This is a genomic window from Tunturiibacter gelidiferens (assembly GCF_051013345.1).
GTDB classification, from domain to species: Bacteria; Acidobacteriota; Terriglobia; order Terriglobales; family Acidobacteriaceae; genus Edaphobacter; species Edaphobacter gelidiferens_A.
The window spans coordinates 5,210,916-5,235,494 of sequence record NZ_CP132939.1 but is presented as its reverse complement, the minus strand read 5'-3'; the positions used below and the strand labels follow the sequence as shown (position 1 = coordinate 5,235,494).

Here is a 24,579-nt window from a genome sequence, read left to right as displayed (position 1 = left end):
CTTTCGTAATCATCAAGATCTAAGGAGAGAATGCGCCGTTCCGGGACAGGGTGCAATTCGTTGTCCCTGTCCGGCTGAACAATTGACAACCTCCTGTAGAACACTTCCGATCGTGAAAACCTTACCGTACGACCTCATGCATCAGCATCGTCATGGACGAATCTGAATTCGACACCAGTATCGTCGTTGGGTTTGGGCCTAGAAGAGGATCTTCAAGGCGAATTCAGCATTGAGAGGCTCGCCGGGCCCGATGGTAGGGTTGCCGAGATATGGTCCAAGCGTGGAGCCGATTGCACCGACCTCACCAGTCGATGGAAAACCTACGGGGGCCAGATTGGTGCGGTTGAAGAGGTTGTAGATATTTGCCTTGAACTGAGCCCTCACTCTTTCGGTGATCGCTGTCGTCTTGATGACAGAGAGGTCGAATGCACTATAGCCGGGATTGTAGTTCTGTCCGCGGCGTGTTGGCGAGTAGGTTCCGGGCGCGGGATCGACGAAGGCAGCGGGATTGAACCATTGGACCGAGCCGTTGACGATGGCGTGGGAGATGCCGGCTGTGGGATTAGTAATGACCTGTACCGCCCGGTCCGCAAACTCCCCGTTGCCGCTGACATTCGAGCTGGCAGTGACGGTGTAGGGCGTGCCGCCGTGGAAGGAGAATCCGGAGTTCAGCTCCCAGCCGTGAGTGAGCCGCTCTGGCCCGCGGAAGGTTGGGATTGCGTAGTCGAAGTATCCGGTGAAGGTGTGGCGAACGTCGAAGTCGGAGTTTCCATACTCTCCCCTTTCATTCGTGGGGTCTTGCGGGACATAAGGCAGAGCGCCGGTTTCATAATCGAGCGAATGCGACCAGGTGTAGGCCAACTGCGCGGTTAGACCGTGCCATCCCTGGAGGCGCAGGCTTGATTGAAGCGAGTGATAGATGGAGCCAAGGTTGCTTCGGGTTTCGTCGATCACGCCAAATTTTGGAAACTGCGTATTGTAGGGGCGGGTGAGCTGCTGGGGATTGACGCCGCAAGAGCCTCCGGGGAGGACATCCGGGGGCGGGCAAGGGTTGTAGGCGCTACCGAGAGCGGCGGGGTTGATGTCGAACAAGCCCATAAGATGAGTTCCCTTTGAGCCAACGTAGCCTATCTGAGCAATGACTGAGTTTGTGATGCTGTGCTGAATGTTCAGGTCAAACATCTGCACATTGGCGGGCTTGAAGTTCTTGTCAAAGGTGGAGATGGTGATGCTACCCGGGGCAGCATCGGCAAGGATGCTTGAGGGGTTGAAGGCAGGATAGATGTCAACTCCTGGCTGAATCACCTGATTGAGCCCCTGTGCGTTCACAACCTGGTTGCTGCCTGCAGGATTCAGACCTGGCCCGAAGACGGCGATGTTCTGCGCGCCGGTATTCTGCAAGATCGACTTCATATAGACGGAGTCGTAGTAAAAGCCGTAGCCACCGCGAAGGACCGTACTGCCGGTGCTATCCAGTTGATAGGCAAATCCGAATCGTGGGCTTACACCCCCAGAATTTGGGATAGATGTTTGCGACGCCCTGTCCGGCCACTGTAAGACCGGTTGCGCTCGATGGGTTGAAGATCGAGAGGTTCGGATAGTCAGAGTGCACAGGACCTTCATAGTCGTAGCGCAAGCCGTAGTTGAAGTTGAAACGTTTGGTGATTTGCCAGGCATCCTGAGCGTAGAGGGCAAACGTGTTCACGAAAACCTGGCGCTTCGGATTGCCCTGAACGATGCTCGAAGACGTTGGATTCAGGCACCCCGCCAGGAAGTCTGCAAGGAAGAAGACATTGGATGTCGTGTTTAGATTTGCTCCAGGAGCTACTCCCATATTCTTTGTCGCTAAAGCAGAGCACGGTGTCTGCGCCGCTACACCAATAAAATTTGTCGCGGAGTTCCAAGGGCCCTGAGAGCCGTCGAAATAGATGGTTCCGCGCTGTCCGGTCTGATAGAAGTCGTCGACTTGAGCTTGGCGGATCTCACCGCCGAAATGGAACTGATGTGCGCCCTTGGTCCAGGTCAAATCGTCGTCAAGATGGCCGGTGATGTCATTCCTTCCTGAGGGCGCAGTGACACCAGTCGGATCGAATCCGGTATTGCCAGCGGAAAGGCCATTGCTGCTGCTGGTGGGACCGATGATCAAGTGTGGGGCGCCGGGCAGGGCCGGATCGGTAACACCTGTGTTCAGGCCGAGGCCGATAGGATTGAACCCTGTATCTGCATCGCCAAACACCTGGTTGAAATAGCTGACTCCCAGGGCGACCTGATTGGCCATCGAACGGGTAATGATGCGGTTGTAGATCAAAGAGTAGTTTTGAACGTGGATGGGTGCGTTCTCGAAGTACGGCGTCAGGTCGGAGGAGGTTGGCGCAGTCTGCGTGCCTTGACCCACGTACCACCTGGCGGAGAGATGATCTTTGTCGGAGAGCTTGTAATCCAGCTTGATAACGCCGTTGAAACTATGCCCGGTAAGATTGCCTACGGCCTGGTAGTTTTCCGGATTCGCAGGTCCAGTGAGTGCACTGGCTGGCCAGAGACCCCGGAGAGTGCCGTTTCCATTCAGCAAATTTGCCGACACGGTGTTGTGGGGCACGCCGTAATAATCGAGCAGCGCATATGCATCTGACTGATAGGCAGCCGATGGTTCGGTGGCGTGATTTTCAGCGCCGATCAAAAAGCTCTGATGCTCACCGGCCAGGAAGAAGAAGAACTTGTCCCTGAGAATGGGGCCGCCAACGGAGAAGCCGTAGTTCTGATTCCGCGATGCAGCCTTGCTGGTTAAGAAGGGATTCTGCCGCTCAAAGAACTCGTTATGGTTGAAGTAGTAGGCCGTGCCATGAAGCTGGTTGGTGCCGGATTTGATGGTGAGGTTTGCTGTGCCGCCCGGATTGCGCCCAAGCTCGGTCGCACCAGTAGTGACAAAGGAGAAGTCTTGAATGGCGTCGATGGGGAAGATGACGCCCGCTATCGCAGACACTCCGCCCTGGTTCACCGCGGGAATGTTCCACCAAAGATCGTTGTTGTCCGTGCCTTCGATCTGCCAGTTTACCGCGTTGGACCGGGTTCCGTTCACACTGGCATAGAGTGCGCCGCCTCCGGTGGACAATCCAGCAAATCCCGTAGTTTGAGCGAGCATTTGGGTAAAGTCGCGGCCGCTATTAGGCAGATTCTGCACAACCGTTTCCGGAAGAACGGTAGCCTGCAAATCCGTCTCAGTATCGAGCGTCAATGCGGCAGCTGTCACCTCCACCGTCTGCTCAGTTGAAGAGAGGGACAGCTTCGCGGAGAGCGTGTAACTCGGACCGGCAACGACCTGCACTTTGTCGTACTTTGCGGTCGCAAAACCGGGGGAACTGATGGTGACGGTGTAGCTGCCCAAAGGCAGATTCGTAAAGTTGAATTCGCCCGAGCTTGAGGACACGGTCTTGTAGGAAAGACTCGTGGCTGTGTCCAGGGCAGACACAGCTGCACCGACGACGGCCGCGTCGGCGGAGTCAATGACGGTCCCGCTAATGCCACCACGGTAGATCTGGGCATTGAGCGAAGCGAGGAACGTGATGGTGAGGAGGATGACGGCGAGGCTGTGGACAACAGCCTGAAGGAGACGTGCTGGTAGTCGTTTCATATGACCTCCACAAGAAAAGCAAAGGATTCGCTGGTCACCTTCAAGTTTTTTTACTGAACGAAAAAGAAGCCGGCTTCGTGGTGGAAAGATGCTTCAAAAAATTCCAAAAACCGAACGGCTAATAGAAGTGTGGCGCATGAAAGTAGAAGAGGGAAAAACGATAAACGTCCTCTACAAACAATGCAACACTATTCTGGAAGTACCCCGGAGGGTGTTGCTGTCGAATGATCTGGCGCACTTCTGTGCTGATCATTTGGCACACAAGGCTGGATTCCGTCAGAAGTACGTCGGTCTCTTCTCAGGCTTGTCCAATCACCAGATTCTCCCGAGCCGTTTCGACGACATCCACCGATAACTGCTCCAAGCCGTTGTTCGCAAGTACTCGTTCCATCTGAGTCAACAGGCGAACGAGGAGGCGGAAGTTGCCGCGCTTGGCGACGCTCGAAAGAACGGCTCGGGCGCGAATGACGTCGTTCTGTATCCGAGACTGTCTGTTGACGACTTCAGGGGTGAAGAGCACAGTGTCGATCGGTTGCATCGGAAGCCTCTGCGTTCCAGAGGTCCAAAGGCAGACACCACCGCCAACGAGTACATGCAGGAGATACCCAAAAGCTGCAGGAGATGGTTGGTTCCGTCTATCTCACGCTTGCGATGGGCGCAGAGGAAAAATCACGGTTCTGGCGATTTGCAACAAACGCAACAAGGCCCACGGGCCGAGAAAGCGCTAAGTTGTTGAAAGTATTGGTGGGCACAGCAGGATTCGAACCTACGACTTCCACCGTGTGAAGGTGTGCTAAAGGTGGACGGCTGAACATTCTAAAGGGGTTAATAGCCGGTGTAGTCGGTAAAAACCGGCATTCTGGGCTCTGTTTGGCATCAAATTGGCATCAACTTTCTAACCAGTGGGCGTGGGCTGACCGTGGGGTTCAGCCCATTTTCTTTCCCTTATTAGCCTGAGGGGATTCATGCTTGTTCATTCAATCATACTGTTCACGTTGCGTGAACAGTATACAATCATGAACAAGGGAGAGGGGCATGGAGCTAGCAGGTCGGGAATATCAGACTCTTCAAACTGCAATTGCCGCCCTCCAGGCCACCGCTGGCCTGAAGACGGTTAAGGTAGACGTCCGCCCGTTAGCTATCGACCACCCAAATCCGAGGGCTGATGCCGTGTTGACGATCACCCTGAATGGGCACAAGCAGCTCTTCGTTGCAGAGATCAAAACAATCGATCGGCGTCTCGCCGTTGCCCAGATTCAGGCTCAGTTGCAGGAGCTCATTACACAACGCTATCCCGGGTATCGCCCACTCCTCATCACGACGTTCGCGACACCTGATCTGGCTGAAGAATGTCGAAGACTTGATCTTCCCTTTCTGGACACCGCCGGCAACCTGTACCTTCCGACGGACACATTTGTGGCCGATATACGGGGCAAAGTACGCCCAGCTCAACCCTTCAAGGATAAATACCGCGCCAACAATCCCGCGGGGCTCAAGGTCGTCTTCGCCCTCCTATGCAGACCGGCATTAGCCAGTGCCCCATACCGGGAAGTCGCCAAATTTGCAAAGGTCGCCCTCGGAGCCATCGGCCCAATTCTCAACGACCTCACCCAACGCGGGTACCTTCAAAAGGCCAAAACGCCGAACGGAACCCTTCTCAAAAAAGAGAACTGCTCAACGAATGGGTCACCTACTATCCCGCAAACCTGCGTCCCACGCTTAGACCGCGACGATATCAGGCTGATCGAGAGCAGTTGATACACATCGGCCTCGAAGCCTTTGGAGCCCATTGGGGAGGAGAATACGGTGCCGAAAAACTCACTCGCTATTTAAAAGCCGAACATTTCCTGATCTATACCCCGGCACACCCCTGACCGCACTTATGACGAAAGCCCGAATGCGTTTGGCGACGGACGGGAATACAGAGATATTGGAGATGTTCTGGCACCCGGAGCTAATCGGCCCACCGACGGACGTTGCTCCACCGCTCCTGGTTTACGCTGATCTGATGGCGACCACCGATGGGCGCAACATAGAAGCAGCCAAAGAGGTCTATGAGCGTTTTCTCGAACCAATTGTTCATCAGCCCTGAACATCCTGTCGATCCATTCACGGTCAGCATCTTGGAACTCATCGATCGGCTCCTTCGCGATGCGACGATACGCTACATGCTGGTAGGTGCTACGGCTCGAGATCTGCTGCTCTATCACGTGTTCGGTCACGCCGTGACCCGCGCCACCTATGATCTAGACTTTGCCATTTTTGTGGACTCGTGGGAGCAGTTCGCGATTGTGAAACAGCTGTTTCTCAACATCCCGGGATTCACAGATAAAGGACGAAATGCCCAGCGGCTGTACTACCAGCTAACTGGTGCCTCATTCGAAACAATCATTGATATCATTCCTGTTGCTTCCCTACCCGGCCTCATAGTCCTCAAATTCTTTGCATGGCTCGATCGGCATGAGGGGCGAGACGTCCAAGATATCCGAAGATTGATCGAAACGTATACAGACGCTGGAAATGTCGACAGACTCTATGAAGAAGAGGCTGATGAACTAGAGCGGGTTGGCTTCGACACTGTTTTGGCGGGAGCTTTCCTCTTGGGGAAAGACGCACAGCGCATAACCGACGAGAACGTGAGAACTCGGCTTTCGACCTCACTCTCAGGAAAGGAGCTCCCTGCACTGGTACTTGAATTTGCCCGTACGATGAGCGCCCTGGATGATCACACTGAGTCAGCGGAAGCCCTTCTTAGCGGGTTCTTTCGCGGAATGGGACTCGCCGACCTCTTGTAGCCCCTAAAGGAATCACGCCACAGTGGTCTACTGTCCGAACGACCGGCTGTAAAATTTAGCAAGAGACTTATCGGCGAGGCATATATGGACAATTACACAAAGAGCGCAGAGGCCATCTCTCGTCTCTCTCCTCAGGAGTTCCAAGTCGGTTCTGGCTGAACGCGAAGTGATGGATCGGATCAATCCGCCCGAAGGCGAACTCGGCGGGTATTGGACTCCCGTTTTGAAAGCTCTGACTGCTTAGCTGCATGGAGAATTTTCTCTTTCGTGATTTCGCCGTTGAGGCGGAGCCGTTCAGACGAAAACTCGGCTAGCGTTATTGGGATAGCTATTCTCATCCGCCACGATTGTCTTTGGCTCGTTGCTTGTCGTGCATAATGTTTTCCTCGAGAGCTTCCATCTCACCCTTAATCTGAATAAGGCAAAATGGCATCGCCGAATCCGCGATGATCCTCAGTCTCGATTATGCTTTTCTGGCGCTCAAGTTCGGCAAGTTTGTTTTCTTCTCCGGAGAGCTGAGTATCGCCGATTTCAGGTTGCGGCTTCATAAACGATGCTCCACGTCGAGAAGTACGAATCCTATAACTTTCAAAATGCTAACCGCACTTTCCTGTCTCGTGAATTCCATAAACATGGAACTGTGTGAGCACAGTCCCAGCGCTCTGTCCGGGTGAAGCCGCAACGATGACTGCTATCGCCGAGCGTAGCAAGCGTAATTTATCGCAACAGGGAGAAGCTGATGAGTGTACGCTATTGCACCGAATATGTGATCGTTAAGCTTACATATGCAGATAATCCTACAAGCCAATCCCTACGAAGCGTTCCTGTTGCCTCTTGCTGTGACAGCTAACGGGAAACGCGAAACTTAACTGAAATCAGGCATAACTGATGGGTCTAGCGTTTTAGGAATCAAGGATCTAGGTTTCGATGGTCCTTGCATCGGCTCGAACGAACACGCTACCGTCTTGCGCGATGCTGCTTCGATCTACAAAGTAGATGCCGACGCCATTGCCCTGAAAGTGAACAGGAGTTCGCCCGCAAAAGAGAAGGCAAGGAAGCCCCTCAAACCGACTCCGTCTGAAGCGGCAAAGATAAAGAAAAGAGAGTAGAGTCCATTTCAAATTCGGTTGGGAGGCGAGCGCAATGAACCACCCGGCTCTTTATGCTGTCCGGCATTTCGTACAGGACTGACGTTCGCAAATTGCGATTGGTGCGCAATAATATCCGTTTCCAGCGACGTCAGCAGGGATGTTATTCGTGAAGAAAGAAGAAGAAAGCTGCGAGAGTGTGGAGCGAGGCTTGTGTCGGATTTTGAATCGTACAGGACACTTGAGGCAACGGACATCTGTGTGTCATACGTTGCAAGTGAGGAAGGCACTTTATCAGAAAGTCGATCGGCTAATCTCTCGAGCCGTTCCGCAAGTTGGCCGTCAGCGATCTCCTGGGTTCGAAGGAGTGGTTCCGGAATCTCGAAGCCGGGCAAGCGAAGGAGATACCTCAGCAAGGCGATTCGTGTTACGAAGACAATCCTAAGCTGAAGCTGCCATCGAAGGAGGTGCGACCGCGCTGCAAGATTATGTTCGCGGCTGCCTCCGAATTCAAGCAATAATCCGTCAGCTTGTTGTCGAAGGTCTTCGAAGTTCGTACTGATTGTTTCGCGAAGCTGGTAGACCTCTTCGATTGTTACGCCGGAGGCTTTGGAGACAGGCGTCATTAGTTTCGCTAGTAACCGCAGCGTAGATACGAACGAGCGCTGCATCGCGACCAGGGCCGAGGCTCCCCAGAGTTGATCGAAGACCACCCACATAGCAACGAGGCCTAAAAGGATACCGGCTACACGATCCCTCGCGACGGCAAGAGAAGTCTGAAATTTGTACTCCTGAAGATTAATCAAATAAAAGGCAACTGCAATCTGCACACCAAAGTAAGAGAGCCGCGGCCCGGAGGTTATGATCCATGCTGAGAAGGCGGACACGGTCACGAACAACATAAGAAATCCGGCGATAGAATCGAGGGTCGGCAACACGAATACTTGTGCACCGAACCCGATAAAGATGCCGCCTATGATGGCTCCGCCGAAGCGGAGTAACTGTTTCTGCCGTGATGCACCGATCGTCGTCAAAGCAGTCAAAAGGCACGTTGTGACTGCTGTGCTGATGCCTTGCCACGCAACGAGGTTGTAGATCAGATAGCAAAAACTTGCGGCGAGACCGCCCCGAACACCAAACTGCACGTAAGTAGGATTTGAAAATGCATCAGGGACAAAGAATGGGATCGGCGTCTGATTACGTGTCATTGGAGATCGATTCTCTGGCAGAGAATCGGAACCGCTCGTCATTTCGGCGATGAGTGACACCGTCTCCTCCATCTCCTGGAGCAGCGGAACTGTTGTAGCAGGGGATTCCTCCAGGGTCTCGAACCGGCGCGGAGTTCGCCGACTCAACAGGTCATCGGATAACGCTTCGATTCGATCTGCGAACTGCCCGAGTCTGTGCAGATCTGTTTTCGAGAATTCTTTAGACAGGGCAGATAGATTCGCTCCCAGATCAACAAGCCTCCCCACTAGTTCGACAACGGCCCCCATCTGCTGAGTTGATTCGGGAGAATAGCTGGAGCGCAGGAGGTCACGCCGCATTCGTGAAGTTCCAAGTATCGCGAGCCGAAACAACTGGTGTTCGGATGAAGGGGCCGCAACTCCCTTTGACAGGGCCCGGAGTAGAGAGGCGGTCTTTTGCAGTCGTTCGACCATGGCGCTCGTGAGACTATCCACCGGCCGAAATCGGGCATAAACAAACTCAATCACTGTGGTGATGACGGTAGCGAAGGCAACTGCTCCAACCGCCCACAAGGTCTGAACGACCTTTTGCTCTGCGGAAATCGGACTATCCCAGAGCGGAATGGTGACGATAACCAAGTAGCCGAAATTGAACGCTGCCGTGTAGTTGGATACCGCTTTGAGCGCGAAGAAGATCAGAAACAGGGTTGCCAAGACCCAAAGAAGGCGAAGCATGGGTTCTCCGGAGAAGAACACTGCTCCTACGAGTGCATAAACAGCCGCAAATGAAAATGAGACAATCAAGTTCTTTGTGGCCTGGAGTGTCGCACCCGGGTGTTCACGCGAGAGAATCAGGGCGTAGACTGCGCCATACACACCGTACGGGATCTGAAAGGTCATATTAATGACCATGACGATGCTCGCGGCAGAAACCATACGAGCAACTAATGCCCCTCGACCCGGATAGGGGGACAACTCTTCGCGTAACATATCGCGCAACCAAGCCAGTGAATCGGAGAGAGACGATATCGTGGAGGCTGCGGTGGCCATTTCAGCGTCCGTCCAGCGTAACGACCGCAGTTTCACCCACGCGAAAGATGTCTGCTGGGGGATTCTCCACGCGCACTCGGACTGGATAACGGGCAGCGAGATGGACCCAATTCAATGTTCGCTGCACATCCGGTAAGCCTTGACCGAAATGACCGACCACGTCAGGGTCGGGAGTTACGCCGTAGCCAATGCTATCGACGACGCCGTTGAACCTCTCATTGGGCCGTGACATCAGATATACGGATGCATGCATACCTGGCCGGATATGACGTAGTTGTCCTTCACGGAAGTCTGCAAGTGCCCACCAGGTACGCGCATCGATGAGTGTAACAACCTGCGTGCCAACGTGTGCATATTGTCCTTCGGCAATCGTAAGGTTGGTGACGATCGCATCGAATGGCGCGTAAATTCTACAGTTGTCAAGGTTGTAGCGTGCATCCTTCACCGCTGCGGCCCGCTCGCCGCGCTGTTCACCAAAGGATCGAGCGTGAGAACCGAATGCAGAGTCTGTTGATGATGTGCGCGGCTTTCCTCAAGTGATGCCACGGAGCGCTGATACTGGGCATGGGCCGATTTCAAAGCGGCTTTTGCAACAAGTAGTTGGGACTCTGCCTGTTTGAGCGATTGGGCCTCCGCCTCCTCGAAACTGCGCGCTCGGTCAACCTGATCTACCGTTACAAATTGCTTTTCTAGCAAAGGCTCCAGACGGTGCCGATTGTTGCTTGCGTATTGCCACTCAGCCTTTGCCTTGTCTACACCGCGCTCGGCATTGGAGACATCGGCTTCTGCCTGGTCAATTCCCGCTGCCCAATGGCCCACATCGGCCTGAGCTGTGTCGATGCCGGCGTGAGCAACAGAGACTTCGCTCACCTGAGCAGCAATTCTGCGCTGCTCATCCGAGATCTGACCTTCCAGTACCGATTGGGCGGATTCCGCCTTTTCCAGGGCGTACTGGTATGGACGCGGATCGATGACGAACAGAAGTTGGCCTTTCCTGACAAGCTCGTTGTCGCGGACTTTGAGTTCGACGATAGGGCCCTCGACCTGAGGTGCCATGCCAATCAGGTTCGCGAAGACTTCTGCGTCGTCGGTACGCGGATGACGCTGGGCTCGCCAGAACACAGCGGTGCCCAGGAATAGGGTCACCAGAATGATCCCAACGCTCGCCCAACGTTCTGGCGAACGAGACGTCCGGCCTGCATCATCGAATATTGTCAATCCCAACTCCTTAGATCAGTAGAAAGCGAGCCATATGGTGAAGGCATAGACGGCCCCGAGACAGGGATATATAAGAAACGGGAAAGGGAGGTTGATCACGCGCCGGGTCAGAATCCAGTGTGTAACAGTCGAGAAGACAGCCCCCAATGCAATACACAAAAGCCATGCTGGAAATAACGACCCCATCACGTCAACGGCGGGCGCCTGCGAGCAGCCGACGATCGTCATCAGAATTAGAGATATCGCCGCAGAGGTTCCAGCTTTGCGTATCATGGCTGGCGTCTCCCGCTGGCTGGCTGAATAGAGTCCGCGGTTTGGAAGGAAAGATCCGCGAGTGCGGATAGCACCTGCGTGCGTGCAAGGACCTCGGTCGATCTTGCCTGAGCCAAAGTTTTTTGTGCCTCGGTTACATCGAGCAGACTACGGACTCCATAGAGATAGGACTGGGTCGCGGCATCGTAAGACTGCGTGGCGGCGTTCAGGAGGGCCGCTGCGGCCTCCCGCTGGCGGAATGCAGTTTTCAGATCGGAGTATGCGGTCCAGACGCCGTTTTCGATCTGATCTCGCGTAACCATCGCCTGTGCCCGCGCCGCTTGCACGTCGTGCTCGGCCTGCGCCAGGGTATGCTTTCGGGCACCTCCGTCGAAGACCGTCCAGCCCAAACTGAAGCTGATTTGTCCATCCAGACTTGCGGTGTGGCCCCAGGGCAATGTCTGCTGCCTTGCATCGAGCGATTGAAGGTCGGGGTAAGCATGCATTCGAAGAGTAGGGAAGTATGCAGATTTTGCTTCTTTCACCCGTGCGTCCGCGGAGCGAATTTCGGCTACTTTTTCAAGAGGTCAGGACGCTGCTGTAATGCACGATCGATGGCCTGGTCGACAGACGACTCGATCCCCTCGGGAGTTGAGATCTGATCAATCGCCTGCACCGGTATCTGCTGCAACGGAGATGTCCCTAGCGCAGTTGCAAGATCTCCGCCAGCCACATCTTCGCTGCCCATGGTGGCCTGTAGGTTGTAAGCTGCTTCGGCAACCGCACTCCTGGCCTCGAGGACATCGGGCAGCGTTGCGAGGCCATTTTTCAAAGAGGATTCGGCTGCTTGTTGTACTGCGGTTGCATTCGCGAGGTTTGCGCGAGCTGCCTCCTGCTGTCCGATAGCATTGAGCAACAGGTAGTAGGCCGTTTCGATCTTATAAATCACTTGCCGATGCGCGTCGTTGAAGTTAAAGTCGGCTGCAAGCAGCCGCGCCCTAGCTTGATCGATGCGGCTGGAGCGTCCTCCGAAATCGAAGATTGTGTAATTCAAGTCGAATACCAAATCGGAGGATTGCACGACCTGCCGGTAAAAACTCGAATTGAGGAATGCTTGCTGACGGCTTGTTTGTGAGAGCGCGACGGCGACCAACGTTGGGTAGAGCTCACTGCGAGCGACGCCGAAGGCATCCGCCAGCGAACGGGCTCTTTCCCATGCGACGCGTGTCTCCGGATTGTGCGATTCGGCCAAATCGATCAACTCGGCAAGCGAACATGTGGACGCGGGGTTTACTGTAAAGTTCTCAGACGCAACCTGCTTTGCTTCGTCGCGTATGGAGCTTTCCTCCGACGAGTGCCAGGGGAGGTTCGGTGAAATCGGGGCTGATTGGCACCACGTCAGACTGTGACAGGAGATGACCAGTATCCCAACGACGACGCACAGCCGCCTACGGTGCGGCCTCCAGAAGCTCAACTGTGACCGGCAAGAGATATGAGTGTTCTCCTTATCTGAGCTTGAGATCCACCGCTCTGGGCCGTTTCTTGGACAAAGTCGACGTCTCTCAGAGATTCCTTCAAATTCATAGAAAACGTCAGGTTGTTCCTATCGGCGCCTGAGCAAGTGACAAGCGCACCGTCTTACATGGGCTCGAAGTTCATTAGGCGTGTCGGCGTAGAAGGTACTTATGTTCCCCAGAGAGCACGAGTTCACCGCGCTGGTTATGGACTGTGGCCCTCGTCGTTACCTGGCCGCTATCTCCCTGCGGGGTGAGAGCAATAATTTCGAGAGCAGAATAGAGCGTATCTCCGGCATGTACTTCCTTGAGAAACTTGCAGGACGCCTCAGTAAACGCGATGAACACGTCTCCGATGTACTGAGGAAAGAGCGTTGCCCCGGGAGCTGTGAACGCGAGTACCTGCAGGCCATGCACTACCGGGGCTGTGTGTCCATGACGCCGCGCATACTCCACGTCGTAGTGAATAGGATGATTGTCAGCCGAAACGGCCTGGAAGGCCGTGGCATGCGCATCGGTGAGTGTGCGGCTTGGTGCGCGGAAGATTTCGCCGACGCGCAGGTCGTCAAACGTTCGTGCGGGTACGACGGTGAAGTTGGTGGGGTCAAAGATCTGCGCGGTTTCCGGCATGTCTGTTGTCGAATTCATGTTGTCATCCTTTCCATTGTTGTTCTTCAATGGCTGGTCTTTCATTGAGAGTGACGTTGATGCCGGGCTATTCTTCGGCAGGCTTATAGCTGCTACAACTGCTGCAGCGCCAAGAATCACGTTGCGGCGGGATAAACAGCTCGATCCTTCATCGGAGTCAGTGGATATCCTCGATTCCACATCATTTGTTTGCGTTGGTATGTTCATAGCGATTTCCTCCGTTGCGCGTGGCCGTGAAGTTGAGCGTTAGCAGATTACTTTCCTTGCGTTTCTTGAAGCGACCAATACTATGCGTACTTTCCCGCCAAAGAGTAGCAATCGCATCGCGCCACAAGCAGCGGTTTCTCATTGCAATCAGCCTTTCCAGCCAGCGAGGAAGTCGATCAGGAGACGATTGATCTCCTCAGGCTTCTCCTCATGAGGGAGATGCCCGCATTCAGGAATGGCGTGAGTGACGAGATTGCTTGCCATCTCGGCCCACACACGGGGCATATCGAACATCTCGCCGACCAACTTAAAGTCGCGCCCCCAAAGCGACATTACCGGGCAAGCGATCTTAACTGAAGCATCGGCGTTGTCTTGGGCGAGGTCGGAAGCGTTGGCGCGATAATCCTCCATGGCGCCGCGTATCGCTCCAGGTGCCCGATACGCTTCGACATACGTCTCAAACGCTTCGCCCTGAATTGTCAGAGGGTCAAAGCACCAGTCGGAGAAGTAGTAACGCAACCAGATGTTCTCACGACCAGTGATGAGTGCCTCGGGAAGGTCCGGAACGAGGTAAAAAGGAAAAACCAATATCCTTTCGCTTTTGCCGCATCAAGTTCTCGACCAACGATTCGGGTTGGCACATTGTCCATCACGACCAGACGGTCGAGAACTTCCGGATGATCCTTGGCGAAGCGCGTTGCGACACGAGCGCCGCGATCATGCCCCACTAGCGCGATCTTCGGTAGATTCAATGCGCGCATCAACTCGCGCACGTCCATTGCCATCGTGCGCTTGTCATAGCCTGACGAAGGTTTGTCAGTCTCTCCGTATCCGCGAAGATCGGGCGCGATCACGTGGTACTTCTTCGCAAGTTCAGGAATCTGATAACGCCATGCGTAACTTGTTTCGGGAAAACCATGCAATAAGACAACGGGAGGGCCATCTCCCGCCATAAGGTAATGCTGGCGTATCCCATTTGCGCGTACTGTTTGACTAGAGATTTTCAATGAGAGTCCTCCGGGCTTCGCTTAAGCGCATAGCGTTCGATGCTGGCAGCGAAGTTGGGCGTTTCTTCCCGGTTGTGTGCATCGGAAGCGATCTGGCGAGCCGCTGCAGCCTGTTCAAGTGTGATTCCATGCTCCTGGATGAAGGCAATGAATTCGTCCGCTGCCGAGGCACGGATGTGATTGGTGTACTCGGTCGTCTGATCGTTGATCTTCCGCGCGCTGAGCGTCCATTCCACCTTCACCTTGGTGCGCCCGTTCTTGCTAATCGCGTCCGATATCGAGACCATGCGACAGAGCGCGGGCTCTTTCACTTCGGCGACATAGTGCTGCACGATCAGCGCATCACCAATAGTTTCCACATTAATGGACATGGTCCTGCCGTCGTCCGTGGTGGAGGTGCCGGCGGCGATATGCGCATGGGAGCAGCGCTGATACTCCGCGTCGGGAAGCGTCAAGAGCCAATCGGCAATGTTCACATTCTTAAGAGGGACGTGCATGATGGCGGTAACAGTAGAATTGGAGAGCCTTCGGTCACTGGTCATAGTGTTCTTCTTTCCCGTTATCGAGTTTCACGTGGGGTGGCATGGCGGTATCAGTCGATAGAGAGAACAATCTTGCCCAAGTTGCCCGACGCTTCCATGTAGCGATGAGCCTCCGCTGCCTGCGCCAGCGGGAAGACGCGATCGACCAGCGGTGCAAGTTGTCCTGTCGCAAAGGCTGAAAGCCAACGCTCGCGGAATCGATCCGTCATTGCGAGCTTTTCAACAAAACTCCGCGATATCATGACTGTGCCGATAATGCGTAGATGGTTATGCAGCAGCAGATCGAGCGATAGATGGCCTTCACCACCTTGCAGCGTTCCTACCTGGATCAGCCTGCCGCCCGGCGCCAGGGCGCGCAGATTTCGGTCCAGATAGGGGCCGCCGATGAAGTCCACGACGGCATCTACGCCTCGGCGGTCGGTAGCATCAAGCGCAGCATCGAGGAAGTCGTGTTTGCGGTAGTCCACCCCCACCGTACCGCCCAGTTCGCTCAAGCGCTCGATGCGTTTGTGACCGGAAGCTGTGAAAACAGTCTTTGCGCCGAGCGCGTGCGCAAGCATGACTGCCGCGGAACCAACACCACCCGCTGCTGCATGGATAAGCGCCCATCCGCCCGAAGTCAGTTCTCCGAGATGGATCAGTGCTTCGTGCGCCGTGACAAAGGCTTCGGGAATTGCGGCGGCGGCGGCAAATGAGAGCCGGTCGGGAATCGCCATGGCCATACGCGAGTCGACGCGGGCATACTCCGCATGCGCTCCGCCGCCAACGATGGCCATCACGCGGTCACCGTTCCGGAAGCCAGTCGCTGCAGTACCCACATCAACCACCTCGCCGGCGATTTCCAGACCGGGAATGACGGAGTCGCCGAAGTCCGGCTGTTCTCCGTAGAATCCCTGTCTTTGGAGAATGTCGGCGCGATTCAGCCCGGCTGCGCGGACGCGAACCAGTAGATCGTGTGGTCGCACTTGAGGAATCGGTTCTTCCACCAGCCTGATCACATCTGCATTGCCTGCGTTTTCAAAACGAATTGCCCGCATGCCGTCCTTCGTAACTGCCGCACATGTTTTCATAAGGCACGCTTTGCGGGCTATTCAGCTCGGTCTTGAGAATGCCCGCATCCAAATGATTGAGAAGGTATGCCATACGACCTTGTCCTAATAGTGCAACGCACGTCCGACGTATTGCCCTGCGGCGGATCGCCACGATCGTCCAGTAGAGGAAGACGGTGCCCAGTAGAGGAAGACGGTGCCCAAGATCCAGATCGGGGCCGATCGGCTCCGACAACTTATCGAATAACAGTTCGATATCGGTTCCGGTCGCCCGCTGATGCGAAGGCGGTCTTCTTTCGTTGGAGATCCAATGAATTCCAATGTAGACTCATAACCCGAGGACATCCTCGGCTTTATGAATAAGACAATAGTCACTTGGCACTCCGTGATCTATTACATGTTTATGTCAAGCATGATGTTGAGCTAATGGCCGAGATTTGCGGTCAAGCGCGGTTCAACACAACCACGCTTTGCACTGAGGTACGTCCAGACCCCTGGAAAAGACGCTGAACCACAAGCTGCCTCAGCTAGAAACTGTATGTAGAGACCCAGACGAGCCAAGCCAACAAACCGCTCATCATCACGGACCGCCCTACAACACGGCACAATTCTTGAGGACCACGGCAAGATTGCCCTTTGTCGAAGCAAAAAAAAGGAGAAAGCTGTGATTCTTTGGTCACCTGCCGAAGGATCAGCAACCGTTCTCAGCATCGATCTCGCCAAACAGAGCGGTCCTCAAAGAATCGCGGAAGAGATTGAACCTCGCCGTATTCATGTGAACCTTTTCGTCAACACAGCAGGATTTAGTCTGGGGCGGCGAATTTCTTTCCCATGATCCCGGGCAGAACCAAGCTTCCGAGTCCCCCAACCGCGAGCACCTCAACGCTCACCGTGCGGTGTCGAGAAACGGCCTGCCTTACCGTCGCCTCTCCTTTGAAGACCGCTCGTCCTCGGACAAAACGCTTCCTAGGTACAGCGTCAAAGCCTTCTTATATTCTGCGACGATTAGAGGCTTCTCCCTCGGACCTGCTTCCGCGTAGAGCGTTGTCACGCCTTTGACCATCTGGAGGGCGATGTTTGCGGCCAACATAGCTTTCTCATTGGTGAGCGATGGGTCCTTTGCTCGAAAGGCATTCGCAATAGCGACGCGTAAAGCCCTGCGTGCAGTTGGGTCACGGGAAAACCGGATCGGCGCGGCCAGTAACTGCAGACAGGCGGGGCGTTCCCGAAGGAATTCGGTGATGCGTTCCAGGAACGCCTCCGCAAACGCGGTGTGGGACAGAGTCTCCGCCTGTTCCATCAAGGGCTTCCAATGCGCTTCGATCGTCTGTGAGTATTGGCTCAAAAGAGCAAAGGCCATGGATTGCTTGTCTGGGAAATAGTGATAGAGCGTGCCAATCCCGGAACCGCTACGCTCGGCGATAGCAGTCATCGTTGCGGCCTCATAACCGATCTCTGCGAAGAGCACCGCTGCAACATCCAGAAAATTGGCAAGCCGCCGTGTTGCACGCTCCTGCTGCGGCTCCACTCGGGGAGAATTTGACACAGTCGAAGGCATCCTAGAATTTTATAGGAATAAAGTCGAGGGTGCCGTCGCTCTCTGGAGCCGCACTCTCCTCCATGAGTTCAACACAGGCTTGACATAAACATGTAATGGATTAAGGGCGCCAAGTGACATATTGTTGATATTCATAAAGGCGAGGATGTCCTCGCTTTTGAACTCGTCGGATCTCGAACCGAATAAACCCGCAACGCATCCAACGGGCGACCCAAAATGCCTCCGCCGCGTTAGTGGCTCTTCCATGAAGCGAATCCGCCAACGCCACGCGAAAAGCGGATAGGAAGTAGGGCGGACGCTATGAACACGATTCACCGTAAACTGAGACATTTCGGTGCACCGCTACTGATCATGCTCTTGGCAGCAACGCTCGGCTGGTTTGTCCAAGCGATCGGAATAGTTGCTGTTGTCTTCATCGTGGTTCTTGTCAAGTGTTTCGGCAAATTCGAGGCGCAGCTAGCCGCGAGTACCTTTACCGTTGTGTCGGCTCTCTTTGCACTGGCACGTCACTCTCAGTTGAAAGTCGATGGAGGGCTCCTAGAAACTGCCCTATGCATCGCTTGTGTCTGGATCACCGTCGCTATCGCAAGTAACCGCGATAGTGCCGAAGAGGCCATTCGACGGAGCGAGAGAGAACTGCGCGAGGTAATGGACACGATTCCGGCAATGGTGTGGATCGGGCTCTCCGATGGCTCGAATGCATCCATAAACAAGCGTTGGATCGAGTATGCGGGCCTCTCCCCGACCGGTTTGGGCTGGCAGGCCGCAGTTCACCCCGACGATCTCGAGCGGCATTTTGAGGCTTTTCGCAAGTGCTCGGCAGCAGGCGTGCCCTTTGAGGATGAGGTTCGGTTCCGTCGTGCCGACGGGGAATTCCGCTGGTTTATTGTTGCTGCCGTACCGTTCCGGGATGAGCAGGGACAGATTCTGAAGTGGTACGGCATTGGCACCGACATCGAAGATCGCAAAAGGGCCGAGGAAAGGCTGCGGGTTGCGGAGCATGAGGCGCGAGAGTTGCTGGAACGAGTGCCTGCAATGATTTCTCTCCGAACTGTGGCGGGTATTGCATACACAAATCAACGTATTCACAACTACATCGGTGTTGGACAGGAAGAATTACGCGGTCGGGGTTGGCTGAAATATATCCATCCTGAAGATCAGGAACGTGTATTGGCAAATCAGGCACATTCAACAGAAGAAATTCAAACCATGGATCACATGTACCGGCTCCGTGGAGCGGATGGGGCGTATCGCTGGTTCCGGACGATCGCAGAACCATATCCAAGCGTGGATGGAAAGTCCTATTGCTGGTATGGTGTCGCAACAGACATCGATGAGCTCTACCGCTCAAGAGAGTTGCTCAGGGAGAGAGAGCTGCAACTGAATCTTCTTACCGAGAATCTCCCCGCGGTTCTGTTCAAGGCCGCACCAGACGGGTCGATCGTCTACATCAATCAAAAAGGGATCGAATACAGCGGAAGAACAGTTGAGGATATGCAGCGGAAGGGTTGGATCGATCTGCTCCACCCAGATGATTTTGAGGAAACTTCAGACCATTGGAATCGATTGCTCACTGAAAGCCTTGGATATGACACAGTCAATCGCTTTATAGGCGCTGACGGCCAAATACGATGGTTTCACACCAGCGTTGCCGCTTACCGCGATGACAGCGGAAAGACCCTCGCGTTTCACGGAGTCATGCTCGATACGACTGCCCAGAAGGCGGCGGAACTTGCCCTCCAACAATCAGAGCAGCAGATGCAAAGGATGATGGACACGGTTCCTTCGATGCTCTGGTCGGTGGCACCTGATGGCAGAGCCGTGTTCATCAATGAAAAGGCACGAGACTATACCGGATTGACAGTGGATCAGATTCAGGATTGGGGATGGATTCAAGTCATTCACCCGGAGGAGCGGGAATATGTTGTTCAGGAATTTAAGAAGGCTTTTGCAAACGGGAGTTGCTACGGAACCGAACATCGAACCCGGCGAGCAGACGGGATTTATCGATGGCATATGAGTCGCGGAGAACCCCTGCGAGACGAAGATGGGCAGATAGTACAGTGGTTTGGGCTCGACATCGATATCGACGAGCGAAAACGAATGGAAGATCATTTGCGGGAAACCCGCGTCAAACTAGCGCGAGCATCGCGCATCGCCACCGTAGCTGAGTTGTCCGCGTCTATCGCGCACGAATTGAACCAGCCTCTCGCTGCTGTGATCGCAAACGCGCAGGCAGCTCGGCGCTGGCTATCAAACAGGCCACCGAATCTCAGTGAAGCGATGACTTCCATAGAACGAGTGCTGCGCGGCGGGAGCGTTGCCGACGAGAGGATGCAGTACATTCGGGCGTTGTTCAAACAGCAACCGCTCAGGAAGAAGCACGCGTGGCCGTCGAAGATTATCCGCGAAGCGATACGATTTGTACATGAAGACGCGAAGAGAGATGAAATTCCCATTGATGTACAAATTCCGGATGACCTTCCGCCAATCGTAGTCGAACAAATTCAAATTCAGGAAGTATTGATTAACCTGATCTCGAACGGAATCGAGGCGATGGAAAGGAACGCCCGACCGCCTCATCTCATCATCAGGGCCGCTTTCGTCAATGAAAGCGAGCTTCTGATTGAAGTTATAGACAATGGACCGGGCCTGAAGGATACTCAGAGTATTTTTGACGCCTTCGTAACTACCAAAGAGAACGGTATGGGAATAGGTCTGGCCGTTTCGCGGTCTATTGTTGAGGCGCACGGCGGACAATTATGGGCCGAGAACAATCCAGACCATGGAGCCAAATTCAGCGTTAAACTTCCCTGCGGCGCGGCGACGAGTGGCCCACCTTGAGAACTGACCAGTTGAGGCCCCAGATCTCTTTGCCTCGGCGATAGCAGTCATCGTTGCGGCTTCATAGCCGATCTCTGCGAAGACCAGTGCTGCATCCAGAAGATTCGCAAGCCGCCATATTGCGTGCTCCTGCTGCGGCTTCACCCGGGCAGAATTTGACACAGTCGATGGCATCCTCATATTTCACGGGACTCCATAAAATCAGGGAGATTTCTTCGATATGGCACCCCTCTGCAGAGAGGCTGTTCTTTGAGGCCGTGAAGCCCTATATGAGAATCTCCACAAAACGTCGCGCCTTTGCGGGCCAATCGACTGTGCTGCCCACGCTGGAGATCCCATAGACGGCGCGCAGCATGTCCATTGGATCGACATCTGGCCGGACATCTCTGCTCGTTACGGCCAAATCGGGACATCACTCGGCCTTATGGGCACGACACTCGAACAAGGCATTCAAGGTGGTCTATCGGATCATCGGTAATCGCAATGATGCGGAAGACACACTACAGGACGCATGGATGAAGGCTTTTATCCATTTGAAAACTTTCGATGCCCGGTCGAAATTCTCGACCTGACGCGCGCGGATAGCGATCAATTCTGCGCTGATGGTGTTGCGCAGGAAACGTTCTCGTCCAGAGTCTTCGATGGATTGGAGCGGAGATGCCGAGACATGGCAACAATGGGAAGTACCAGACAACAGCTTAAATATTGAAGATCTTTATCTAAAGAAGGAGGCAGAACTGAACTTGAAGGAAGCAATAGAGCGTTACGGCCTCCCCTCCGATCTGCCATGGAAATTCAACGATTACATTACACGTCCAACAAGAGGAAGAGAGTGCTTCTGAACGACTAAGAGACCTGACTCCGAATCCTCAACATGACTCCACTCCATCACAAGCCTATCCCTTCCAGAAGGTGTGTTCCTCTGACGCTTACGTTAAAGTCGGGCATTCGAACGTGGGGAATGAGGGAGGCACGCGACAGTGCCGATTTCACCATTCGAATGGTGACCTCAAAATACTCAGCGTATATATGCAGGCACGGTGATCCGCACTGTCCTGGCTGGTATCCCGAAGCCGGTTTGATTCATATCGGCTGTTGGCGTGACCATCGCTAGTTGCATCATATGATGGCAGTGGGGGCAACAACATTCGGTGCGCAACAACTTCGCATCATGGAGGCGATGAGGGAACGTCCTAAAACACTCTGGGCATGCGACCGCAATAGTTGCAAGACAGCCGCGATCGATCGGCACACCGGGTATCCAGATTGGTGCCGCGACGCGTACGGAATAGCGCGTTGCCTCATCCTTGATGGCACACAGTATCTCGAAAAGTTGAGCCACGCTACTTGAGCCTTTGGCATAAAAAGCGTCGGCGGCAACCCCTTGAGGAACAGCCGCGCCTGAATATGCTCCGCTCATCGCGATTACGGCAATCGCAGGAAATCGCCGTCGCACAATTGATAAAAGTTCAAACCCTGACATGCGAGGCATGTTTAAATCCGAAATGAGAATATCGGGGACACGATCGCGTATGGTCGCGAGGGCCGCAAACCCATCTGAGGCCGTTCGAACTATACAACCGCACTCTTTGAATATCTCCGAGATGACGGTAACCAGCAGCGGGTTATCGTCGACCACCAGAATATCGGTCACTTCATTTCTCACTCTTTCCTCCCAACATCGCTCCGCGTTCCAAGATTGTCGTCCGCCTACCGCGACTGGAGAAACCGAATTTTTCAGGTCTACCCGCGAGAGGGTCAAAGATACAGCTGAGTCAATTGCTACCTTCTCCAGTATCCGGATGTGGCGCTAGTGCCAATGAAACAGGCTGCGTAGCCTGCAGCAAATAGTTGCTCAGGGCTGGTGCCATTCCCTTCGCCCCATTTCTACGGGACGATCAAGCGTCAGATTAATTTGTCCATCATCTGATTTCGCGGGTCCAAACCCGTCCGCCCATTGTCTTTGCCTTGGCGGTGTAAATTATCTTTTCGATTGACACAAGAAGCTCCTTTGCTTGGTAACACAACTTGACTCAACTGCCCGACCGCTGTCGGATGATCAGCTGAGCACCGCGCTTGCCACTCAGATAGTTCCACACCCATTGCAGAAAGACGCTGAATTTCAAGCTGGTCTCGGCCAGGAATTGAATGTGTATGAGAGCCCACACGAGCCAGGCCACAAAGCCGCTGAGTTGAACTCCGAAGCTCTGCAGCACTGCGAAATTCTTGCCAACAACGGCAAGATTGCCCTTATCGAAATAACGAAATGGTGGCGATGGAGGATGGCCAATCACCTTGCTGAAGATGGATTTGGCTGCATACTTGCCTTGCTGCATCGCAACCTGCGCGACACCGGGGAGCGGCCGCCCGTCCTGATCAAGCGATGCTGTGTCTCCAACAACAAAGACATCTGGATGACCGGGAACTGTAAGGTCTGATTGAATTCGAACGCGGCCCGCACGGTCCACCTCACATCCGAGCCATTTTCCCGCCGGTGAAGGAGCAACGCCGGCCGTCCATACTACCGTCTTTGCTTGAATACGTTCATCTCCAATCACCACGCCATCTCCGTCGATTGCCTGAACCGGCTTCCCAAGACGGACATCGATACCAAGCGACACCATGTGCTGCCTCGCGGCTTCAGACAGCTTCTCCGAAAAGGTGCCAAGAGGGCGGGACGCCATATCCGCAAGAACGATGTGGGCTGACCTCGGATCGATTCGACGGAAGTCTTTTCGGAATGTGGTTTGGGTCATGACTGCAATTGCGCTCGCCATCTCGACACCAGTCGGTCCTGCGCCGACCATCACAAAGGTCATCAAAGCCTGGCGTCGATCCGGATCGTCTTCTATCTCAGCTTTCTCAAAGACTTCCAGTAAATGGTTTCGGAGAGATTCAGCATCCGACAGGCTCTTGAGCCCCGGCGCAAACGCGGCGAACTCGTCGTGGCCGAAGTAACTGTAAGTCGCCCCAGTCGCAAGAATCAGATAGTCATAACTGATCCTGATTCCGACCTTGTCGTCAGCATCCACGATGACCTGCTTTGACGCTGCATCAACACCAGTCACGCTGCCCAGCATCACCGATGTGTTTGCCTGATCAGCCAGGAGACTTCGGATGGGCGATGCAATCTGACCTGGGGCCAAGACTGAGGTTGCCACCTGATATAGAAGGGGCTGGAAGACGTGATGATTGGAGCGATCAATGAGCAGTACGTCGACCGGAGAGCGCTTTAATTTCTTTGCTGCAGTTAGTCCGCCAAATCCACCGCCAACAATAACCACAACAGGTGCTTTCGTCGTCATCTATTCGCTCTCAGATCCTTAAATTTTGAGACAGTACTTTGCTTTGGAACGTCCAGAGAGACAGTCCCGTTGGCAGCACCTAGAGCCACCGCTCGTCAACGAACAGGCGGGAGGTGTGGCTGCGGGTGATTTTCCATTCGCCGTCGACCTTGCGATAGTCCTGATGGATGTGGCCGTAGCCGTTGAAGATGCTGTACTGGGTCTTCACGAGATCGTGAATGCCCCAGGTACTTTTCGCAGTGTCGGGGCCTGTGAGGGTAATCTCTGGCAGGTACATCTGGTGCGAGGTCCGCACGCCCGCGAGCATTTCGGCCATGCCACCGATAAAGGTGTCCAGCCTTTCGATGGTGGAGGCCTGGGGGACCTCGGGATTGGGCCCTGGTATGGCATCGAAGGAGAAGACCGCATCGTCAGTGAACAGCTTGCGAAATTCGGTCCAGTTCTGGGTGTCACCCAAGCGTGAATACTTGGCCATCACGTTCTTGAGTGCTTCGACCTCGGCGAGGTTTTGTGGGGCACTCATTGCGAACTCCTTTCTATCAGTCTCTAGCGTCCCGCGACCGCTCCAGCATGCGTCTTACTAGCTTCGGCAGCTGAGTGCCAATGAACCGTTCTGCGATTTCCAGTTGCGCAGTCTTGCATCGTAAAGGTGCCCAGCACCAGTGAGACAGACCTCAATATCCTTTC

The 24,579-nt window shown here is 54.3% G+C and carries 26 protein-coding genes and 1 pseudogene; 8 read left to right on the top strand and 19 right to left on the bottom strand.

Annotation, left to right across the window (positions count from 1 at the left end):
• Nucleotides 1-198: 198 nt before the first annotated feature.
• From RBB80_RS26325 to RBB80_RS26315, 3 genes are all read right to left on the bottom strand, one after another.
• Nucleotides 199-1,401 carry a hypothetical protein gene (locus tag RBB80_RS26325; RefSeq protein ID WP_433965224.1) on the bottom strand — a complete coding sequence of 401 codons (1,203 nt, stop codon included), beginning with the start codon at nt 1,399-1,401 and terminating at the stop codon, nt 199-201.
• A gap of 67 nt (nt 1,402-1,468) precedes the next feature.
• On the bottom strand, nt 1,469-3,628 hold the full coding sequence (locus RBB80_RS26320) for a carboxypeptidase regulatory-like domain-containing protein (RefSeq protein WP_433965223.1): 2,160 nt from the start codon (nt 3,626-3,628) through the stop codon (nt 1,469-1,471).
• Nucleotides 3,629-3,926: 298 nt separating this feature from the next.
• The gene (locus RBB80_RS26315) at nt 3,927-4,166 is read right to left on the bottom strand and encodes a hypothetical protein (protein ID WP_433965222.1); all 240 of its coding nucleotides are present in this window, start codon (nt 4,164-4,166) and stop codon (nt 3,927-3,929) included.
• Nucleotides 4,167-4,663: 497 nt separating this feature from the next.
• Between RBB80_RS26315 and RBB80_RS26310 the strand changes: the two genes are divergently transcribed.
• Genes RBB80_RS26310 through RBB80_RS26295 form a run of 4 tightly spaced genes read left to right on the top strand, consistent with a single transcriptional unit; the run spans nt 4,664 to nt 6,423 of the window.
• Nucleotides 4,664-5,386: a hypothetical protein gene (locus tag RBB80_RS26310; protein ID WP_433970103.1), complete on the top strand. Its 723-nt coding sequence runs from the start codon at nt 4,664-4,666 to the stop codon at nt 5,384-5,386.
• Entirely contained in the window at nt 5,299-5,502 is a 204-nt protein-coding gene (locus RBB80_RS26305; RefSeq protein WP_433969881.1) for a type IV toxin-antitoxin system AbiEi family antitoxin, read from the top strand. The genes RBB80_RS26310 and RBB80_RS26305 overlap by 88 nt, the downstream gene beginning before the upstream one ends.
• Before the next feature lie 23 nt (nt 5,503-5,525).
• Complete coding sequence (locus RBB80_RS26300; protein WP_433965221.1) at nt 5,526-5,720, top strand: type IV toxin-antitoxin system AbiEi family antitoxin; 195 nt, start codon at nt 5,526-5,528, stop codon at nt 5,718-5,720.
• Entirely contained in the window at nt 5,683-6,423 is a 741-nt protein-coding gene (locus RBB80_RS26295) for a nucleotidyl transferase AbiEii/AbiGii toxin family protein (RefSeq protein WP_433965220.1), read from the top strand. The genes RBB80_RS26300 and RBB80_RS26295 overlap by 38 nt, the downstream gene beginning before the upstream one ends.
• A gap of 407 nt (nt 6,424-6,830) precedes the next feature.
• On the opposite strand, the gene RBB80_RS26290 is transcribed toward RBB80_RS26295, so the two are convergent.
• From RBB80_RS26290 to RBB80_RS26255, 8 genes are all read right to left on the bottom strand, one after another.
• Nucleotides 6,831-6,971 carry a hypothetical protein gene (locus tag RBB80_RS26290; protein WP_433965219.1) on the bottom strand — a complete coding sequence of 47 codons (141 nt, stop codon included), beginning with the start codon at nt 6,969-6,971 and terminating at the stop codon, nt 6,831-6,833.
• A 569-nt stretch (nt 6,972-7,540) separates the two neighbouring features.
• Complete coding sequence (locus RBB80_RS26285) at nt 7,541-9,634, bottom strand: FUSC family protein (protein WP_433965218.1); 2,094 nt, start codon at nt 9,632-9,634, stop codon at nt 7,541-7,543.
• Between the two features lie 115 nt (nt 9,635-9,749).
• Entirely contained in the window at nt 9,750-10,193 is a 444-nt protein-coding gene (locus tag RBB80_RS26280; RefSeq protein ID WP_433965217.1) for an efflux RND transporter periplasmic adaptor subunit, read from the bottom strand.
• Nucleotides 10,190-10,966, bottom strand: a complete 777-nt coding sequence (locus tag RBB80_RS26275; protein WP_433965216.1) for a biotin/lipoyl-binding protein — start codon at nt 10,964-10,966, stop codon at nt 10,190-10,192. Before RBB80_RS26275 ends, RBB80_RS26280 begins: the two co-directional genes overlap by 4 nt.
• Before the next feature lie 15 nt (nt 10,967-10,981).
• Nucleotides 10,982-11,194: a YtcA family lipoprotein gene (locus tag RBB80_RS26270; protein ID WP_433969880.1), complete on the bottom strand. Its 213-nt coding sequence runs from the start codon at nt 11,192-11,194 to the stop codon at nt 10,982-10,984.
• A 41-nt stretch (nt 11,195-11,235) separates the two neighbouring features.
• On the bottom strand, nt 11,236-11,784 hold the full coding sequence (locus RBB80_RS26265; RefSeq protein WP_433969878.1) for a TolC family protein: 549 nt from the start codon (nt 11,782-11,784) through the stop codon (nt 11,236-11,238).
• Between the two features lie 5 nt (nt 11,785-11,789).
• Nucleotides 11,790-12,479 carry a TolC family protein gene (locus RBB80_RS26260; RefSeq protein ID WP_433965215.1) on the bottom strand — a complete coding sequence of 230 codons (690 nt, stop codon included), beginning with the start codon at nt 12,477-12,479 and terminating at the stop codon, nt 11,790-11,792.
• Between the two features lie 397 nt (nt 12,480-12,876).
• Nucleotides 12,877-13,380 carry a MaoC family dehydratase gene (locus RBB80_RS26255; protein ID WP_433965214.1) on the bottom strand — a complete coding sequence of 168 codons (504 nt, stop codon included), beginning with the start codon at nt 13,378-13,380 and terminating at the stop codon, nt 12,877-12,879.
• Here RBB80_RS26255 and RBB80_RS26250 point away from each other — a divergent pair.
• Nucleotides 13,361-13,630 (top strand): hypothetical protein, encoded by a 270-nt coding sequence (locus RBB80_RS26250; RefSeq protein ID WP_433965213.1) that lies wholly within the window; start codon nt 13,361-13,363, stop codon nt 13,628-13,630. The genes RBB80_RS26255 and RBB80_RS26250 overlap by 20 nt on opposite strands.
• A gap of 104 nt (nt 13,631-13,734) precedes the next feature.
• On the opposite strand, the gene RBB80_RS26245 is transcribed toward RBB80_RS26250, so the two are convergent.
• The 5 genes from RBB80_RS26245 to RBB80_RS26225 form a co-directional block, all read right to left on the bottom strand.
• A complete protein-coding gene (locus tag RBB80_RS26245; RefSeq protein ID WP_433965212.1) occupies nt 13,735-14,106 on the bottom strand; it encodes an alpha/beta fold hydrolase in 372 nt (123 codons plus the stop codon).
• A complete protein-coding gene (locus RBB80_RS26240) occupies nt 14,067-14,594 on the bottom strand; it encodes an alpha/beta fold hydrolase (protein WP_433965211.1) in 528 nt (175 codons plus the stop codon). The genes RBB80_RS26245 and RBB80_RS26240 overlap by 40 nt, the downstream gene beginning before the upstream one ends.
• The gene (locus tag RBB80_RS26235) at nt 14,591-15,136 is read right to left on the bottom strand and encodes a hypothetical protein (protein WP_433965210.1); all 546 of its coding nucleotides are present in this window, start codon (nt 15,134-15,136) and stop codon (nt 14,591-14,593) included. Before RBB80_RS26235 ends, RBB80_RS26240 begins: the two co-directional genes overlap by 4 nt.
• A gap of 50 nt (nt 15,137-15,186) precedes the next feature.
• Nucleotides 15,187-16,206 carry an NAD(P)H-quinone oxidoreductase gene (locus tag RBB80_RS26230; protein ID WP_433965209.1) on the bottom strand — a complete coding sequence of 340 codons (1,020 nt, stop codon included), beginning with the start codon at nt 16,204-16,206 and terminating at the stop codon, nt 15,187-15,189.
• A gap of 895 nt (nt 16,207-17,101) precedes the next feature.
• Nucleotides 17,102-17,731 (bottom strand): TetR/AcrR family transcriptional regulator, encoded by a 630-nt coding sequence (locus RBB80_RS26225; RefSeq protein ID WP_433965208.1) that lies wholly within the window; start codon nt 17,729-17,731, stop codon nt 17,102-17,104.
• A 312-nt stretch (nt 17,732-18,043) separates the two neighbouring features.
• Between RBB80_RS26225 and RBB80_RS26220 the strand changes: the two are divergent.
• From RBB80_RS26220 to RBB80_RS26210, 3 genes and pseudogenes are all read left to right on the top strand, one after another.
• Nucleotides 18,044-18,670, top strand: a pseudogene (locus RBB80_RS26220) (PAS domain-containing protein); the annotation flags it as partial.
• 87 nt (nt 18,671-18,757) lie between these two features.
• Nucleotides 18,758-20,587 (top strand): PAS domain-containing protein, encoded by a 1,830-nt coding sequence (locus RBB80_RS26215; RefSeq protein ID WP_433969877.1) that lies wholly within the window; start codon nt 18,758-18,760, stop codon nt 20,585-20,587.
• 353 nt (nt 20,588-20,940) lie between these two features.
• The gene (locus tag RBB80_RS26210) at nt 20,941-21,159 is read left to right on the top strand and encodes an RNA polymerase sigma factor (protein WP_433965207.1); all 219 of its coding nucleotides are present in this window, start codon (nt 20,941-20,943) and stop codon (nt 21,157-21,159) included.
• Nucleotides 21,160-21,605: 446 nt separating this feature from the next.
• Here RBB80_RS26210 and RBB80_RS26205 read toward each other — a convergent pair whose 3' ends face one another.
• The 3 genes from RBB80_RS26205 to RBB80_RS26195 all read right to left on the bottom strand — a co-directional run bounded on the left by RBB80_RS26205 (nt 21,606) and on the right by RBB80_RS26195 (nt 24,415).
• Nucleotides 21,606-22,253: a response regulator gene (locus RBB80_RS26205; protein WP_433965206.1), complete on the bottom strand. Its 648-nt coding sequence runs from the start codon at nt 22,251-22,253 to the stop codon at nt 21,606-21,608.
• Nucleotides 22,254-22,620: 367 nt separating this feature from the next.
• Nucleotides 22,621-23,892 (bottom strand): NAD(P)/FAD-dependent oxidoreductase, encoded by a 1,272-nt coding sequence (locus RBB80_RS26200; RefSeq protein WP_433965205.1) that lies wholly within the window; start codon nt 23,890-23,892, stop codon nt 22,621-22,623.
• Nucleotides 23,893-23,971: 79 nt separating this feature from the next.
• A complete protein-coding gene (locus RBB80_RS26195; protein WP_433965204.1) occupies nt 23,972-24,415 on the bottom strand; it encodes a nuclear transport factor 2 family protein in 444 nt (147 codons plus the stop codon).
• Nucleotides 24,416-24,579 lie beyond the last annotated feature (164 nt).